We start from the raw sequence: 17489 nt of genomic DNA on the forward strand, positions 1-17489 counted from the left end.
GGATGCACCCCGCGCTCACCCTGACGGCTCGCCGGGCTCCTGGCGGGCCGGGGTCAGACGGCGGACCAGCCGCCGTCGGAGGCGAGGATCGCGCCGTTGAGGTTCACCGCGTCGGTGGACAGCAGGAACGTGATCGACGCGGCGAGGTGCTCCGCCGTCGCGATGCCGGGGATGTTGCCCATGAACCGGCCCAGCCGCGCGCCCCCGAACTCGGCCTGCGCGGGCACCTGGATGCCGGTGGCGACGCCGCCGGGCGCGACGGCGTTCACCTGCACGCCCGTGCCCGCGTACATCACGGCGGAGGACTTGGTGAGCCCGACGACGGCGTGCTTGGACGCCGTGTACGCGGCGCCCGCGGCGGACCCGCGCAGCCCGGCCTCCGAGGCGACGTTGACGATGCGGCCGCGGCCCGCGGCGAGCATCCCGGGCAGGACGGCGCGCATGAGGCGCATCGTGCCGTCGACGTTCACGCGCATCACGCGCTCCCAGGTCGCGTCGGTGAGCTCGTGCACGGCGCCCATGTCGTCCATGATCCCGGCGACGTTGGCGAGGGCGTCGACGCGCTCGCCGGCGGCGCGCACGACCTCCTCGACCGACTCGGCCGACGTGATGTCGCCCGCGACGGTGACGACCTCGGCGCCCGGCGCGACGCCGGCCAGGGACGCCGCGAGCTCGTCCAGCTTCTCCTTCGCCAGGTCGACGGCGACGACGCGACCGCCCTCGCGCGCCACGCGGGACGCGACGGCGCGGCCGATGCCCGAGGCCGCGCCCGTGACGACGACGGTCTGGCCGGCGAAGCGACCCGGCGTGACCTGCTCGGCCCAGGGCGCGGGGACGGGGGAGCCGCCGCCAGCGGGGTCGGCGTCGGTGTCTCCGGGCGCCTGCTCGCGGTACGCGGCGACGAGGCCGTCGACCATCTCGGCGGGGAACTGCCCGTTCGACAGCGCCACGAGCTGCTCGAGCGGGAGGTTGCGCGCCGGGGCGAGCGCCTCGGCCGACGCGCCGGCCTGCTCGAGGACGGCGCCGAGGATGCGGCCTCCGACGGGGTGGTCGAGCCACTCGCCGACGGTCGAGGATGCGGACAGGGCCATGGTGCTCTCCTTGCTGGCTGGTCCCTCACGGGCTGCTGTCGTGCTAACCGGACAACACTGTCCGGTTGCTAGTCTATTCCGGTGTCCACCGCCCGGAGCAACCCGCGCCCGTCCACCCGGAGCAACCCCGGTCCCGCGGCGGCGGCCCGCAACCGCGCGGCGCTCCTGGAGGCCGCGCACGCCGTCTTCGCCGAGTCCGGCACGGCCGCGCCGCTCAGCTCGGTCGCGCGACGCGCCGGCGTCGGGCAGGGCAGCCTCTACCGGCACTTCCCGGACCGCGTCTCCCTCGTGGCGGCCGTCGTCGAGGAGAACGTGGACGCGCTGGAGGCGGCGTCGGCCGCGGGCGCCGCGCTGCCGGAACTCCTCGGCCTCGTGACGCGGCACGCCATCGAGTCCGTCGGGGTGGTCGACCTGCTGGTCGAGGACCGGCCGGGGCGCATGCTCGAGCTGCGCGACCGCGTCGCCGCCGTGCTCGCCGCGCACCACGACGCTGCGCTCGCGGCCGGCCAGGTGCCCGCCGGCACCTCCGTCGAGGACCTCATGCTCGGCGTCGAGCTCGTGGCCGGCGCCCTCACCCGGCGCCCTGCGGCGGACCGGGCGGACACCGCGGCCCGGGCCTGGCGTCTGCTCGGCATGGACGTCGCGCTGCCGTGACCGGTCCCGGCGACGTTCGATAGACTCGCCGTGGCCGTGACTGGCGAGGGTGGGTCACCACCGGGGAGCGGCCGACACGTCCCGCCATGCGCGCCGCCCGCCTGGGTGCGAGGGTCTTTCCGCGAGAGAACCCGCCCGAGGAGAACACACTCATGTCCGGAGCACACTCCGCTTCCCACGTCACGGCCCCCGACGTCCAGCTCGCCGACGACGCCCAGCGCCCCGTGCGCCGCGCGCTGCTCAGCGTCTACGACAAGACCGGCCTGACCGAGCTCGCCACCGCCCTGCACGCCGCGGGCGTGGAGCTCGTCTCCACCGGCTCCACCGCCACGAGGATCGCCGACGCCGGCGTCCCCGTCACGCGCGTCGAGGAGCTCACGGGCTTCCCCGAGTGCCTCGAGGGTCGCGTCAAGACGCTGCACCCGCGCGTGCACGCCGGGATCCTGGCCGACACCCGCAAGGCCGACCACCTCGCCCAGCTCGCCGACCTCGGCATCGAGACGTTCGAGCTCGTCGTGGTGAACCTGTACCCCTTCGCGGCGACGGTCGCGTCCGGCGCCGGCCCGGACGAGGTCGTCGAGCAGATCGACATCGGCGGGCCGTCGATGGTCCGTGCCGCGGCGAAGAACCATCCGAGCGTCGCCGTCGTCGTCGACCCGGCGCGCTACGACGACGTCGTCTCCGCGGTCCAGGGCGGCGGCTTCAGCTTCGCGCAGCGCAAGCGCCTCGCGGCCGCCGCGTTCGCGCACACCGCGCAGTACGACGTCGCCGTGGCCTCCTGGTTCGCCAGCGACTACGCGCCCGACGAGACCGCCCTCGAGTCGCACATGCCCGACGTCGCCGGCGCGGCGTTCGAGCGCGCCGCGGTGCTCCGCTACGGCGAGAACCCGCACCAGAAGGCGGCGCTGTACACGCGGACCGACGGCGGCAGCGGCCTCGCCCAGGCGACGCAGCTGCACGGCAAGGCGATGAGCTACAACAACTACGTGGACGCCGACGCCGCCTGGCGCGCCGCGCACGACCACGAGGGCCCCGCGGTGGCGGTCATCAAGCACGCCAACCCGTGCGGCATCGCCGTCGGCGACGACATCGCGCAGGCCCACGCCCGCGCGCACGCCACCGACCCGGTGTCGGCCTACGGCGGCGTCATCGCGGCCAACCGGGTCGTGACGAAGGCCGCGGCCGAGGGGATCGCGCCGATCTTCACCGAGGTCGTCGTCGCTCCGGGATTCGAGCCCGAGGCGCTCGAGATCCTGCAGAAGAAGAAGAACGTGCGCCTGCTCGTCGTCGACACCCCGCCGCAGGCCGTCGCCGAGAACCGCCCGATCTCCGGCGGCATGCTCGTCCAGGAGGTCGACCGGTTCCAGGCCGAGGGCGACGACCCCGCGTCGTGGACGCTCGCCGCCGGCGAGGCCGCCGACGAGGCCACGCTCGCCGACCTCGCGTTCGCGTGGAAGGCCGTCCGCGCCGCCAAGTCCAACGCGATCCTGCTCGCCGCCGACGGTGCCGCCGTCGGCATCGGCATGGGCCAGGTCAACCGCGTCGACTCCTGCCGCCTGTCCGTCGAGCGCGCGAACACGCTCGCCGAGGGGGCGGAGCGGGCGCGCGGCGCGGTCGCCGCGTCCGACGCGTTCTTCCCCTTCGCCGACGGACTTCAGGTGCTGCTCGACGCCGGCGTCCGCGCCGTCGTCCAGCCCGGCGGGTCCATCCGCGACGCCGAGGTGATCGAGGCCGCGCAGGCCGCCGGCGTGACGATGTACCTCACCGGGACGCGCCACTTCGCGCACTGAGGAGTGCCGAACAGGCGGTTGACACCGTGATGGGCCATCTTCGGGCCCCAGAACGGTGTCGACCGCCAGTTCGGCGTCAGGGGGCGACGGCCGACTTCAGCCGGACGGCGGGGTCGGTGGCCCTCGCGAGGTCCAGGCGGAGCGGCTCGCCGCGGCTCATGAGACGCCGGACGCCGCCGACGTCGCGCGGCGAGTCGACGAGGAGGACGGCTCGGACGGTCGCGACGCCGTCGGGCGCGTCGTCGAGCCCCGTGCTCTCCGCCGGGTCCAGGTAGAGCGCCGCCCACGGGCCCTCGCCGGGGGTGCCCCGCAGCACCACGGGGGAGGCGTCGGGCCCGGTGGTGACCGGCAGGCCCAGCAGCGCCAGGTCGTGCCCGAGCTGCTGCGAGAAGACGTACGGTGCGTGCCCGGCGCCGGCCGGCTCGACGCCGAGCATGGCGCGCACGGTGGGGTCCGGGTCGTGCAGCGCGGCCGACCAGTGCCCGCCCGGCACCGTGCCGAACACGGGGTGCGCGCGCGACGCGACGTCGCCGACCGCCCAGACGCGGGGATGGCCGGGGACGCGGCCGTCGCCGTCCACGAGGAGCGCGCCGCGCGCGTCCAGGGGCAGCGTGCCCTCCAGCCAGCCCGACGCCGGCCGCGCGCCCACGGCGGTGAGCACGAGGTCCGCCGGCACGTGCTCGCCGTCGGCGAGGACCACGCCGGAGCCCTCCACGGCCGCCACCGCGGCGCCCGTGCGCAGGCGCACCCCGGCGGCCCGGTACCAGCCCGCGAGGAGCGCCCCGACGTCGGGACCCAGCTGGCGCGACAACGGGGCGTCGGCCGCCTCCAGCACCGTGACGTCCGCCCCGGCGCCCGCGGCGACCCCCGCGACCTCGGCGCCGATCCAGCCCGCGCCCACGATCACCAGGCGCAGCCCGTCGTCGGCGCGCAGGGCCGCCCGCAGGCGGTCGGCGTCGGCGGCCGTGTGCAGCAGCGACGACGCGGAGAACCCCGGCGGGACGACCGGGACGGAGCCCACCGCGAGCACGACGGCGTCGGCCGCGACCTCGTCCCGTGACGTCGTGACGACCACGCCGTCCGGCCCCGAGGCCAGCGACAGGGCGGGCTCGGCGAGCCGCACGTCGTCGGCCAGCGCCTCGACGTCGACGCCGAGGTCCGCGCTCAGCCACACCGGCTCGGGCCGCGTCAGCAGCTCCTTGGAGAGCGGCGGGCGGTCGTACGGGGGCGCGCCCTCCGCGCCGAGCAGCGTGATCCGCCCGTCGAAGCCGTGCGTGCGCAGCGCGGCGACGGTCTGCGCGCCGGCGAGGCCGGCGCCCACCACGACGACGGACCGGAGGGGAGGACGGGGAGAGACGTCGGAGGTCGGCTCGGGCACGGTCCTCACCGTAACCCTGCGGGCGTGGAGGTCCGGCGCTCGCGCCGGTCGCGCGACGGTAGGCTCGGCTGCCGTGGATCCCCGTGCGCTGCCCGACCCTCCGCGTGACCCCGGAGGGGCCGAGCCCGCGCCCGCGTGGCACACGGTCGGGGCGAAGGGCGAGGAGCCGGCGCGCCCCCTGCCCGGCCCCGAGCGCGCCATCGTCACCGTGCTCGCGGGCATCGTGCTCGCCGTCGTGCTCGGCGTGCTGGTCGGGGCCCGCGTCGGCACCGGCACCATCGCGCTGACCCTCGCCGTCGCCGGCACGTGGCGGGCCACGTCGGCCACCGGGCCGGTCGGCCTGGTCGTGCGGAGCCGGGGCTTCGACGTCTTCCTGTGCTGGGGCGGCGCAGTCGTCATCGGCGTGCTGGCCCTGACCGCCCCCGGCCTGGGCTGAGCGCCCCGATCAGCCCGCCGAGCCGCGAGGCTCGCGGACGGCCACGATCCCGGCCGTGCGCACCCTTCGGGTCTCCGCCGGCTCGCGGGTGAGATCCTCCGCGGACGGCACGAGGGCCGGCACCCCGCGGGTACCGGCCCTCGTGCGTCGGGGCGTCAGGCGCGCGGCGCGTCGCCCTTCGGCTCGTCGGTGCCGGGCTTGGCGTCGTCGACGTCCTGCCCGTCCCACTCGCCCTCGTTCTCGTCGACCTCCGACGCCGTCGGAAGGGCGCCGTCGTCGACGACGTCGTGCTCGGGAACGGTCCGCTCCTCGACCGTCACGGCCGTGTACTCGACCTCGGCCAGCGCGACGGCGGGCACGGGCTGGAACGCCCGGACGAACAGGGCGGCAAGTGCCGCGCCCACCAGCGGGGCGACGACGAACACCCACAGCTGGCCCCACGTCCAGCCCCCGCCGAACACCGCGGAGGCGAACGAGCGGGCCGGGTTGAGCGACGCGTTGGTGACCGGCCAGGCGACGATGAGCATCGCGCCGAGGGTCAGCCCGATGACCACCGGGGCGAAGGTGACGGACGTGCGCTTGCTCGTCACGCCGAGGATCACGCCGACGAAGATCGCCGTGACGATCACCTCGACGAGGACGGCGGCCCACATCGTGAACTCGACCGGGGAGCCGCCCTGCTGCGCCGCGGCCGCGGTGAGGTTCGCGGCCGGGGAGTGCGTGCCGAAGCCGTTGGCGGTGAGCTGGAAGAACTCCGCCTTCGTCGTCACCTGCGCGAACGGGAGGACCGAGTCGGGGATGATCGAGAACATCACGGCCGCGGCCGCGGTGCCGCCCACGAGCTGGGCGGCCCAGTACGGCACCAGGTCCCGCCACGCGGCACGGCCGGCGAGCGTCAGGCCGAAGGTCACGGCGGGGTTGAAGTGGCCGCCGGAGACGCCGCCGACAGCGGCGATGGCGCCCATGACGAGGATCCCGCCCGCGAGCGCGACGGTGATGATCTGACCGTTGTTGAACAGGTTGAAAGTGGCGGTGCCGACGATGCCGAGCACCAGCACGAACGTGCCGAAGGCCTCGGCGGCGAGCCGGGCGAACAGGCCGTGCTGCGGGGTGCCGGCCGCCGTGTCGACGTCGGCCGGGGCCGTACCGCCCTCGGCGGCGATGTCCTGGGACATGAGGGTCCTTCTCTGCTCGGGAGACGGGCGTCTCGGTGTGCCCCCCGCGGTGGGAGGGCCGGTCGTGCGTGACCGGCCTCACGGCCGGCTGCGCGGGCATGCTTCCACCGTGGTCTGAACGGTTGCTGAGCGCGGGCCGACGGTGGCGCTCCTGGCACGTTACCGCGCGTCGTCCCAGGTCGCGCTCCACCACGACGGTCGGCGCGCCGGTCGGCGGCGTCGTCGAGGGCCGGGCCGGGGTGGCGGTCGACCCCGGCGCCCGGCTGCGTCAGAGTAGGGGCATGACCACACCAGTGAACGTCACCGTCACCGGGGCGGCGGGCCAGATCGGGTACGCGCTGCTCTTCCGGATCGCGTCGGGCGCGATGCTCGGCCCCGACACGCCTGTGCGGCTGCGGCTGCTGGAGATCCCGCAGGCGGTGAAGGCAGCCGAGGGGACCGCGATGGAGCTCGACGACTGCGCCTTCCCGCTGCTGGACGGCATCGACATCCACGACGACCCGACGGCGGGCTTCGCGGGCACGAACGTCGCCCTGCTGGTGGGGGCCCGGCCGCGCGGCCCGGGCATGGAGCGGGCGGACCTGCTCGAGGCGAACGGCGGCATCTTCGGGCCGCAGGGCCGGGCCATCAACGCGGGCGCGGCCGACGACGTGCGGGTCCTGGTCGTGGGCAACCCGGCCAACACGAACGCGCTGATCGCGGCGTCGAACGCGCCCGACGTGCCGAAGGACCGCTTCACGGCGATGACGCGCCTCGACCACAACCGCGCGCTGTCCCAGCTCGCGAAGCGGGCGGACGTGCCGGTCTCGCAGGTGCGCCGCGTGACGATCTGGGGCAACCACTCCGCGAGCCAGTACCCGGACGTGTTCCGGGCCGACGTCGCGGGCACGCCGGGCGCCCGCTACGCGGACGAGGACAAGCTCTGGCTCGCGGACGACTTCATCCCGACGGTGGCCAAGCGCGGCGCCGCGATCATCGACGCGCGCGGGGCGTCGTCGGCGGCGTCCGCGGCGAACGCGGCGATCGACCACGTCCACGACTGGGTGCTGGGCACGCCCGAGGGCGACTGGACCAGCGCGGGCCTGTGGTCCACCGGGCAGTACGGCGTGCCGGAGGGCCTCGTCTCGTCGTTCCCGGTGACGTCGTCGGGCGGTGCGTGGGAGGTCGTCGAGGGCCTCGAGATCGACGACTTCTCCCGCGAGCGGATCGCGGCCAGCGTGCAGGAGCTCTCCGAGGAGCGGGATGCCGTGCGTGCGCTCGGCCTGATCTGACGGAAATTCTGCGGCGGAGCGTCGGGGGCGCCGCATAGGCTTCTCGGGCCATGATCGACGCCCCTGCCGCGCGCGCGGAACACACCTCCACCACGACCACGCCGACGGACCCGTCCCGCCGCCTCGACTGGCGGAGGCTGCGCGGGCCCGTCGCGGCGGTCGCGCTGGTCGCGCTCACCCTCGGGGCGGTGGGTGCCGCGCTCGGCACCGTCGTCGCGGGCCGCCTCGCGGAGGACCCGACGGGGGCGCTGCTGTCGCTGCTCGCGCTCTGCGTGGTCGGCGCCGCCCTGTTCGACACGGCCGGGCAGGTCGTGTGGGCGGGCGTCGTCGACCGCGCCGAGGGGCGGCTGCGCGGCGACCTGCTGACCGCGGCGCTGCACCAGCCGCTCGCCACGCTCACCGAGCAGGCCGTGGGCGAGGTGCTCGACCGGGTCGACGACGACACGCACGCCGTCGGCACGCTCGTGCGCCGCCAGCTGTGGGGCGCGGGCCGCACGGTGGTCGGCGTCGTGCCGATGTACGTGGTCGCCGGCGTCACCTGGTGGCCGGCGTGGATCCTGTTCCCGCTGCTGGGCGCGCTCGCGGGCGTCCTCGTGCGCCCGATGCTGGGCGAGATCGCCCGCCGCAAGGTGATCGAGGAGGCAGCCTGGACCGACCACGCGGCCGCGTTCGAGGAGTCGGTGGCCGCCCGCGACGACCTGCGCACCAGCCTCGGCCAGCCGTTCGCGATCCGCCGACTGGCGCAGCGCTCGGCGGACGTGCACCGCAAGTTCCGCGACGTGGTCGTCGTCGAGTCGAAGATGCTGCGCCGGGCCGGCCTGGTGCTCGCCGCGCTCCTCGCCGGCGTCGCCGTGGCCGGGGCTGCGCTCGCGTCGGGCGGCACTCTCGCCGTCCAGGACCTCGTGACGCTGTTCCTCGTCACCTCGATGTTCGTGGGCCAGGTGGACAACCTCATCCACCACCTGCCGGACATCCAGGAGGGGCTGGGCGCCATCACGCGCATCCGGCAGATGCTGTCGGTCGAGCCGGAGCCGAGCGGCGGGCGCGACCTGCCCGAGGGCCCGGTGGGCATCGAGCTGCGCGACCTGCACTTCTCGTACGCCGAGGGCACCTTCGCGCTGCAGGGCGTGAACCTCCGCGTCCCCGCGGGGCAGACGGTGGCGCTCGTCGGGCGCACCGGCTCCGGGAAGTCGACGCTCGCGTCGCTGCTGTCGCGCGCCGTCGAGCCGGAGCCCGGCACGGTGTTCCTCGGCGGCGTCGACGTCCGCGACCTCGACCTGCAGAAGCTGCGCGCCGCGGTGGGCGTCGTCACGCAGCGCACCGAGATCCTCGCCGGCACGCTCGCCGAGAACGTCGCGCTGTTCGCCGACGTCCCGCGCGAGGACGTCGAGGCGGCCGTGCGCGAGCTGCGCCTGGAGGCCTGGGTGTCGGGCCTGCCCGACGGTCTCGACACGCTGCTCGGCCCGGGCGGCACGTCGCTGTCCGCGGGGGAGGAGCAGCTCGTCGCGTTCGCGCGCCTGCTGGTGCGCGACGTCCAGGTGGTGGTGCTCGACGAGGCGACGGCGCGCATGGACCCGCTCACCGAGGCCCGCGTGGTCGCGGCGTCCGAGCGGCTGCTCGCCGGGCGCACGGGCGTGCTGGTCGCGCACCGGCTCACGACCATCGAGCGGGCGGACCTGCTCGCCGCGCTCGACCACGGCCGGGTCGTGCAGCAGGGCCCCCGGGCGCGGCTCGCCCGCGAGGACGGCCCGTACCGCGACCTGCTCCTGGCGAGCGACGCCGCGGACGCACCCGTCGCGAGCGCCGGTGCCGCCGAGGAGGTCGCGTCGGCGCTCACCGGTCACCGGTCGACGCCGTCGAGCGCGCCGTCGGGCACCGTGGGCGCCGCGCCGGCGGCGTCGCACGACGTGGGCGGCAGGCGCCGCCGCGGCGAGGCGCCGGACCTCGCCGACCCGGGCGAGGGCCCGAGCCTGGCGCGCGGCGTCCTGCACGCGCTGTTCGTGCGCCCCGCGTGGGGCGTGGTCGGCGCGGCGCTCTTCCTCGTGGCGAGCCTCGTCTCCGCGCAGGGCGCGCTGACCGGGTTCCTGTGGGGGCGGGCGGTCGAGGGGCTCGACGCCGGCTTCCCCACCGTGCTCATGGTCGCGTTCGCCGTGCTCCTCGTCGTCGCGCCGCTGGCGCTCGCGTGGGCGCTGTACGTCTACCCGCGGTGGTGGGTGGAGGTGCTCCTGCGCGTCCGGATGGCGGTGATGGTGGGGCAGACGCGCCAGGAGCGCCTGCGCGCCACCCCGCCCGGCGAGGTCGTGGCCCGCGCCATGGACTCCGACCGGTTCGTGCGCTACGCGGACCGCTGGGTCGACTTCGTCAACGGCCTGGTCATCGCCGGCGTGACGGCGCTGCTCAGCGGGTCGTGGCTGGCCGGCGGCGTGCTGCTGGCCGTCATGGTGGTCTCGGCGGCCGCGTCGGCGGTCGGTCGGCCGATCGCGGGCCGCTCGGCCACCCGGTCGTCCGCCGCGCGCGCCCGGTTCGGCCGGGCCCTCGTCTCCGCGCTCGACTCCGCGCGCACGGTGAAGCTCGCCGCGCGGACGCCGCAGGTGCACGCGCACCTGCGCGAGGTGGACGGCGGCCGCGTCCGGGCCGCGATCTTCGAGCACCGGATCCAGGCCGCTCTCGACGGCGTGCCGATGATCATGGTGCAGCTCGGTGTCGTCGCGGCCTGGGCGGGCCTGCTCACCGGCACGTGGGGGCTGGCGACCGCGCTGCTCGTCGCGAACGCCGTGAACGGGTTCGGCTGGTTCGGCGTCGTGGCGGGAGCGGTCGTGACGGAGGCGCCCGGCACCCGGTCGTGGCAGCGGGCCACCGGCCGGTTCGCCGCGGGGTCCGACCTCATGGACCTGCCCGCGGGCGTCGACCTGCTCACCGGCGACGCGCCCCGGCCGGCCGCGGGCCCGCGCGAGGCGCTGGAGCGGCTGCGGCTCGAGGGCGTGACCGCGGTGCACGACGACGGCACCATCGGGGTGTCGGGGGTGGACCTGGAGGTGCGGCGCGGCGAGCTCGTGCTGCTGCTCGGCCAGGTCGGCTCGGGGAAGTCGAGCCTGCTGTCCGCGCTGAGCGGCCTCATGGAGCACACCGGCCGGATCCGCTGGAACGAGCGGGACGTCGAGGACGCCCAGGCGTTCCTGCGCCCGGGCCAGGTCGCGCACGTCGCGCAGGTGCCGCGCGTGCTGTCCGGCACGTTCAGCGAGAACGTGCGCCTGGACCACGAGCGCGACGTCGACGGCCCGGTCGCCTCCGCGCGCCTGGGGCAGGACGTGGACGAGGCGGGCGGGCCGGACGCGCTCGTCGGCCACCGCGGGGTGCGGCTGTCCGGCGGGCAGGTGCAGCGACTGGCGCTCGCCCGCGCGCTGGCGACGGACGCCGAGCTGCTGCTGGCCGACGACGTCTCCAGCGCGCTGGACGCCACCACGGAGATCGAGCTGTGGGCGTCGCTGCGCGAGCGCGGCACCACCGTCGTCGGCGCGACGTCGAAGCGCGCGGCCCTGTCGCGCGCGGACCGCGTCGTCGTGCTCGCCGACGGCGAGATCGCCGAGGTCGGCCCGTGGCACGAGCTCGCGCCACGCTGGGGGCACCTGGCGGGCTGACCGTCGCCCACGGTGTTTCGCGGACCTGTTGCTGCAAGGTTGCTGCAACGGTACAGTCGCGGCGGGTCGCGACCTCCGCGCGCCCGGACGACGAAGGAGTCCTCCATGCCTCGTGCTGCCCAGGCCCGCGCCCCCCGAAGGCGCCCGACTCGCCGCGCGGCCGCCTCGCTGACCGCCGTCGCGCTCACCGTCCCCGCGCTGTCCGCCGGCCTCGGCGGGCTCGCCCTCACGACGGCGCCCGCGGCGGGCGCCGCGGACCGCACCGCCACCCTGGTCGGGAGCCTCCAGACGGAGCTCGGCTGCGCCGAGGACTGGGACCCGACCTGTGCAGCCACCACCCTCACGCCGGCCGGCGACGGCACCTTCAGCGCCGACGTCGACCTGCCGGCCGGGACGTACGAGTACAAGGTCGCGCTCGACGGCGCCTGGGACGAGTCCTACGGGCGCGAGGGCACCGACGAGAACGCCCCCCTGGTGCTCGGCGGTGACGCGCGCGTGCGGGTCGCCTACGACGACACGACGCACCGCGTCGCGCTCACGCCGCTCACGCTGGCCGGCGCCTACGACGACGCGACGGACGCCGACCTGGTGGTGCCGCCGGTGCGGCAGGCGGGCTCGGACGAGCGGTTCTACTTCGTCATGACCGACCGCTTCGCGAACGGCGACGACTCGAACGACACCGGCGGTAGCGACGGCGACCGCCTGGACCACGGCTTCGACCCGACGGACAAGGGCTTCTACCAGGGCGGGGACATCGCCGGCCTGCGCGAGAGGCTCGACTACATCGAGGGCCTGGGCACCACCGCGATCTGGCTGACGCCGTCGTTCCTCAACCGCCCGGTGCAGGGCACGGGCGACGACGCCAGCGCGGGCTACCACGGCTACTGGATCACGGACTTCACGCGGATCGACCCGCACCTGGGCACCAACGACGAGCTGCGCGCGCTGATCGACGAGGCCCACGCCAAGGGCATCAAGGTCTACTTCGACATCATCACCAACCACACGGCCGACGTCATCGACTACGCCGAGGGGGAGTACGGGTACGTCGACCAGGCGACGTCGCCGTACACCGACGCCGCCGGGAACGCCTTCGACCCGGGCGACGTCGCGGGCTCGGACGACTTCCCCGAGCTCGACGCCGCGACGTCGTTCCCGTACACGCCGGTGATCGCGCCCGAGGACGCCGACGCCAAGGTCCCGGCCTGGCTCAACGACCCGACGCTGTACCACAACCGGGGCAACTCGACGTGGACGGGGGAGTCGGTCACGTACGGCGACTTCGACGGCCTGGACGACCTCATGACGGAGGACCCGCGCGTCGTGCAGGGCTTCGTCGACGTGTACTCCAACTGGATCGACCTCGGCATCGACGGGTTCCGCATCGACACGGTCAAGCACGTGAACCCGGAGTTCTGGGAGAAGTGGTCGGCCGAGGTCATGGCCCACGCCCACGCGCAGGGCAAGGACGACTTCTTCATGTTCGGCGAGGTGTACGACGCCGACGCCGCCAAGACGTCGCCGTACGTGCGCGACACCGACATGAGCTCGGTGCTCGACTTCTCCTTCCAGGCGGCCGCGACCAGCTACGCGAGCGGCAACAGCGCCCGCGGCCTGGCGAGCCTGTTCGCGAGCGACGACCGGTACACGACGCCGACGAAATCCGCGTCCGCGTTGCCGACGTTCCTCGGCAACCACGACATGGGTCGCGTCGGCTACATGCTCGCCGGCACCGACGAGCCGCTGGCGCGTGACGAGCTGGCGCACGACCTCATGTACCTCACGCGCGGCCAGCCGGTCGTGTACTACGGCGACGAGCAGGGCTTCGCCGGCACCGGCGGCGACAAGGACGCCCGGCAGACCCTCTTCGCCACGCAGGTGGACGAGTACGCCGACCAGCCGCTCGTCACCGGCGAGCAGGCGGGCCGCGTGGACCGCTACGCCACCGACGCCCCGCTGTACTCCCGCATCGCCGAGCTGGCGGCGCTGCGCGAGGCGCACCCGGCGCTCGCGACCGGCGCGCAGGTCGAGCGGTACGCGGAGAACGGCGCCGGGATCTACGCGTTCAGCCGCGTGGACCGCGCGGAGAAGGTCGAGCACCTGGTCGCCGTCAACAACGCGGCGCAGACGACGAGCGCGACCCTCACCACCCTCACCCCGGGCGCGTCGTACGAGGTGCTGTACGGCGACGGGGAGCCGGTGACCGCGGACGACGCCGGCGAGGTCACGGTGCAGGTGCCCGCGACGTCGGCCCTGGTGCTGCGCGCCGACCGCACGGTGGGGGCGGACTCCGACGGCACGCTGGACGTCGCCGTCCCGGCGGCGGGCGCGGCGGTCAGCGGCACCGCGGCGGTGGCGGCCGACGTCGACGACGACGCGTGGGCGGAGACGTCCTTCGCGTGGCGCGAGGTCGGCACGTCCGACTGGCACCCGCTCGGCACGGCCGAGGACACGACGCCGCGCGTCTTCCACGACGCGAAGGGCCTGGCCGAGGGCACGCTCGTCGAGTACCGCGCCGTGACGCAGGACGCCGACGGCGACCGCGCGGCCGCATCGACCTTCGCCTCCGTCGGCGTCGACGTGTCCGGCGTGGTCGGCGACGAGGAGCCCGAGCCCGAGATCGACCTGGTGACCGTGCCCGGCAGCCACAACAGCGAGATGGGCTGCGCCGGCGACTGGACCCCGGACTGCGAGGGCGCGCGCCTCACCGAGCGTCCGGACGGCGTGTGGGAGGGCACCTTCGACCTGCCCGCCGGCGACTACGAGTACAAGGTCGCCGTGAACGGCTCGTGGGACGTCAACTACGGCGTCGGGGGAGTGCGCGACGGCGGCAACGCCACGTACTCGCACGACGGCGGCGAGGTCACGATCTACTGGGACCCGGTGAGCCACGACTTCTCGTCCACCGCGCAGGGCCCGGTCGTCACGCTGGCCGGATCGTTCCAGGACCAGGTGGGCTGCACCTCGTCCTGGGCGCCCGACTGCCTCGCGTCGTGGCTCAAGGACCCGGACGGCGACGGCACGTACACCTGGACCACCGACGACCTGGCCGCCGGCGCGTACGAGGCGAAGGTGGCGCACGGGCTGAGCTGGGCCGAGAACTACGGCGTGGGCGGCAAGCCCGACGGCGCCAACTACTCCTTCAGCGTGGGCGAGGGCGAAACGGTGGCGTTCTCGTACGACCTCGCGTCGCACGTCCTGACGATCGGCGTGGAGAACCCCCCGCTGCCCGGCGCCGGGCAGCAGGCCGCGCACTGGGTGCGTGAGGGGCTCGTGCTCGCCCCGGGCGACCTCGGCGCCGGCGACGACTGGACCCTGTGGACCGCGCCCGACGGCGGCCTGGCGGTCGCGGACGGCGAGGTGCGGGGGCCGGACGGCGGCGACCTGCCGGAGGGCGCCGCGTCCCACGACCTGGTCCCCGCGGGGGACGTGCCCGACGACGTCGCGCGCGACTTCCCGGCGCTCGCGGGCCACACGGCCCTCGCGCCGGTGGGCGACGACGGGAAACCGCTGGGCCGCGCGGCGGTCGAGGAGCTGCTGACCGGCCAGCTGCTGGTCACCCGGGCCTCGGGCGAGGGGCTGTCCGCGGCGACGGGCGTGCAGGTGCCCGGCGTCCTCGACGACCTGTACAGCGACCCGGCATCGAAGCGTACGTTCGGCGCCCAGCGGCACCCGAGCGGCAAGTGGGCCTCGTTCGCGCTCTGGGCGCCGACGGCGCAGGACGTCGACCTGCTCGTCTGGCCCGCCGGCCGCGACCTGGGCGAGGACCCCGAGCGCTTCGACGCGGTGCGCGAGCGTGACGGCTCGTGGACGCTCGACGGCAAGCGGGCGGCGAAGCGGCTCGCCTGGGACGGCGCCCGCTACCGGTACGCGGTGACGGTCTACGTGCCGGGCACGGGGAAGGTCGAGACGAACGTCGTCACCGACCCGTACTCGGTCGGCCTCACGCTCGACTCGACGCACTCGGTCGTCGTCGGCCTGGACGACAGGCGCTGGCAGCCGAAGGTCTGGCGCACCACGCCGCAGCCCGTCGTCGAGCGGGCCGTGGACCAGACGATCTACGAGCTGCACGTGCGCGACTTCTCGATCTCCGACGAGAGCGTGCCGGCGAAGGAGCGCGGCACGTACCTCGCGTTCGCGCAGCGGCGCTCGGACGGCATGACGCACCTGCGCGAGCTGGCCGACGCGGGCATGACGACGGTGCACCTGCTGCCGACGTTCGACATCGCGACGATCCCCGAGGAGCGCGCGGACCAGACGACCACGCCCGACCTCTCCGGGTTCGCGCCCGACGGCGAGGAGCAGCAGGCGGCGGTCGCCCAGGTCGCGGCGAGCGACGGCTTCAACTGGGGCTACGACCCGTTCCACTTCTCGGTCCCCGAGGGCTCGTACGCCGTCGACGCCGAGGGGGGCGCGCGCGTGGCCGAGTTCCGCACGATGGTGGGCTCGCTGCACGACGCGGGCCTGCAGGTGGTGCTCGACCAGGTGTTCAACCACACCGCGGCGAGCGGGCAGGACGCGAAGAGCGTCCTCGACCGGGTCGTGCCGGGCTACTACCAGCGGCTGAACCCGACGACGGGCGCCGTGGAGACCAGCACCTGCTGCCAGAACGTCGCCACCGAGCACGCGATGGCGGGCAAGCTCATGGTCGACTCGGTGGTCACGTGGGCCCGCGACTACAGGGTGGACGGCTTCCGCTTCGACCTCATGGGCCACCACTCGAAGGAGAACATGCTGGCCGTGCGCGAGGCGCTCGACGCCCTGACCGTCCGCGAGGACGGCGTCGACGGGTCCGCCGTCTACCTGTACGGCGAGGGCTGGAACTTCGGCGAGGTGGCGGACAACGCCCTGTTCACGCAGGCCACGCAGGGGCAGCTCGGCGGCACGGGCATCGGCACGTTCAGCGACCGGCTGCGCGACGCCGTGCACGGCGGGTCGCCGGTGGACGCCGCGTCGCGGTTCACGCAGGGCTTCGGCACGGGCCTGTTCACCGACCCGAACGGCCGCGAGGCCAGCGAGGGCGACGCCGGCAGCGTCAACGACGGCTCCGACGACGAGCGCGTCGACCTGGGCCACCAGACCGACCTGGTGCGCCTCGGGCTGGCGGGCAACCTGCGGGACTTCGCGTTCCGGGCGTCGGACGACGGTGCCGGCGAGACGACGCGGGGGGAGGACCTCGACTACCGCGGCGCGCCCGCGGGGTACGCGGACTCGCCGGAGGAGGTCGTCACGTACGTCGACGCGCACGACAACGAGACGCTCTTCGACCTGCTGACGCTCAAGCTGCCGCAGGACACCGCCATGACGGACCGGGTCCGGATGAACACCGTGTCGCTCGCGACGACGGCGCTGGCCCAGACCCCGTCGTTCTGGCACGCGGGCACGGACCTCCTGCGCTCGAAGTCGCTGGACCGGAACTCCTACGACTCGGGCGACTGGTTCAACGCGATCGACTGGTCCGGGCAGGACAACGGCTTCGGCCGCGGCCTGCCGCCGGCGGCGGACAACGAGGACGCGTGGCCGGTGATGGCGCCGCTCCTGGCGGACCCGGCGCTCAAGCCCGCGCCGTCGGACATCGCGACGGCCTCCGGCGCGGCGCGCGAGCTGCTCGAGCTGAGGTCCTCGACGCGGCTGTTCCGCCTCGGCAGCGCCGCGGCGATCGAGCAGAAGGTGTCGTTCCCGGGGGCGGGGCCGGACGCGCGGCCCGGCGTCGTCGCCATGGTGGTGGACGACACCGTCGGCCGTGACGCCGACCGTCGCCTGGACGGGCTGCTGACGGTGTTCAACGCGTCGCCGGAGCCCGTGACGCTCGAGCTGGCCGGGCTGCGCGGCCGGGACTTCCGGCTCTCGAACGTGCAGCGCTCGGGCAGCGACGCGGTCGTCAAGCGGACCCGGTGGGACGCGCGCACGGGCACGGTCACCGTGCCCGCCCGGACCGTGGCGGTGCTGGAGGACCCGCAGCGCTGAGCACCACCAAGCCCTCGCGGTTGTGTTCGACGTACGAACAGACCGCCGAGGGGCCGCAGTCCGGAGGGCCGCGGGACGGAACGCCGTCC

At 75.0% G+C, this 17489-nt stretch carries 9 protein-coding genes; 6 read left to right on the forward strand and 3 right to left on the reverse strand.

What is annotated here, in order from left to right; genetic code table 11:
* Positions 1-53: 53 nt before the first annotated feature.
* Complete coding sequence (locus ACFWEK_RS07935) at positions 54-1091, reverse strand: SDR family NAD(P)-dependent oxidoreductase (protein WP_430546642.1); 1038 nt, start codon at positions 1089-1091, stop codon at positions 54-56.
* A gap of 81 nt (positions 1092-1172) precedes the next feature.
* On the opposite strand from ACFWEK_RS07935, the gene ACFWEK_RS07940 reads away from it, so the two are divergent.
* Positions 1173-1745 (forward strand): helix-turn-helix domain-containing protein, encoded by a 573-nt coding sequence (locus ACFWEK_RS07940; protein ID WP_430553693.1) that lies wholly within the window; start codon positions 1173-1175, stop codon positions 1743-1745.
* A 152-nt stretch (positions 1746-1897) separates the two neighbouring features.
* A complete protein-coding gene (gene purH / locus ACFWEK_RS07945; RefSeq protein ID WP_430546640.1) occupies positions 1898-3535 on the forward strand; it encodes a bifunctional phosphoribosylaminoimidazolecarboxamide formyltransferase/IMP cyclohydrolase in 1638 nt (545 codons plus the stop codon).
* A gap of 76 nt (positions 3536-3611) precedes the next feature.
* Here the strand turns inward: purH and ACFWEK_RS07950 are convergent, their stop codons facing one another.
* Positions 3612-4913: an NAD(P)/FAD-dependent oxidoreductase gene (locus tag ACFWEK_RS07950; protein ID WP_430553694.1), complete on the reverse strand. Its 1302-nt coding sequence runs from the start codon at positions 4911-4913 to the stop codon at positions 3612-3614.
* Between the two features lie 73 nt (positions 4914-4986).
* Here ACFWEK_RS07950 and ACFWEK_RS07955 point away from each other — a divergent pair, with 73 nt between their 5' ends.
* A complete protein-coding gene (locus tag ACFWEK_RS07955; RefSeq protein WP_429766195.1) occupies positions 4987-5349 on the forward strand; it encodes a DUF3017 domain-containing protein in 363 nt (120 codons plus the stop codon).
* 155 nt (positions 5350-5504) lie between these two features.
* On the opposite strand, the gene ACFWEK_RS07960 is transcribed toward ACFWEK_RS07955, so the two are convergent.
* Positions 5505-6524, reverse strand: coding sequence for an MIP/aquaporin family protein (locus ACFWEK_RS07960; RefSeq protein WP_430553695.1), 1020 nt, complete (start codon positions 6522-6524; stop codon positions 5505-5507).
* A 281-nt stretch (positions 6525-6805) separates the two neighbouring features.
* Here ACFWEK_RS07960 and ACFWEK_RS07965 point away from each other — a divergent pair, with 281 nt between their 5' ends.
* The 3 genes from ACFWEK_RS07965 (at position 6806) to pulA (ending at position 17400) form a co-directional block, all read left to right on the forward strand.
* A complete protein-coding gene (locus tag ACFWEK_RS07965; protein ID WP_430546637.1) occupies positions 6806-7795 on the forward strand; it encodes a malate dehydrogenase in 990 nt (329 codons plus the stop codon).
* Positions 7796-7845: 50 nt separating this feature from the next.
* Positions 7846-11433, forward strand: a complete 3588-nt coding sequence (locus ACFWEK_RS07970) for an ATP-binding cassette domain-containing protein (RefSeq protein WP_430553696.1) — start codon at positions 7846-7848, stop codon at positions 11431-11433.
* A gap of 105 nt (positions 11434-11538) precedes the next feature.
* Positions 11539-17400, forward strand: a complete 5862-nt coding sequence (gene pulA, locus ACFWEK_RS07975; RefSeq protein ID WP_430553697.1) for a pullulanase-type alpha-1,6-glucosidase — start codon at positions 11539-11541, stop codon at positions 17398-17400.
* The last annotated feature ends 89 nt before the right edge of the window (positions 17401-17489 follow it).

Origin of the sequence: Isoptericola sp. NPDC060257 (assembly GCF_042726645.1) — a bacterium.
Lineage (GTDB): Bacteria > Actinomycetota > Actinomycetes > Actinomycetales > Cellulomonadaceae > Isoptericola > Isoptericola nanjingensis.

Excerpts from the sequence above, each read along its gene's own strand:
- ACFWEK_RS07960 (WP_430553695.1), bottom strand. The coding sequence starts at position 6,524 with ATGTCCCAGGACATCGCCGCCGAGGGCGGTACGGCCCCGGCCGACGTC.
- purH (WP_430546640.1), top strand. The coding sequence starts at position 1,898 with ATGTCCGGAGCACACTCCGCTTCCCACGTCACGGCCCCCGACGTCCAG.
- pulA (WP_430553697.1), top strand. The coding sequence starts at position 11,539 with ATGCCTCGTGCTGCCCAGGCCCGCGCCCCCCGAAGGCGCCCGACTCGC.
- ACFWEK_RS07965 (WP_430546637.1), top strand. The coding sequence starts at position 6,806 with ATGACCACACCAGTGAACGTCACCGTCACCGGGGCGGCGGGCCAGATC.
- ACFWEK_RS07970 (WP_430553696.1), top strand. The coding sequence starts at position 7,846 with ATGATCGACGCCCCTGCCGCGCGCGCGGAACACACCTCCACCACGACC.
- ACFWEK_RS07935 (WP_430546642.1), bottom strand. The coding sequence starts at position 1,091 with ATGGCCCTGTCCGCATCCTCGACCGTCGGCGAGTGGCTCGACCACCCC.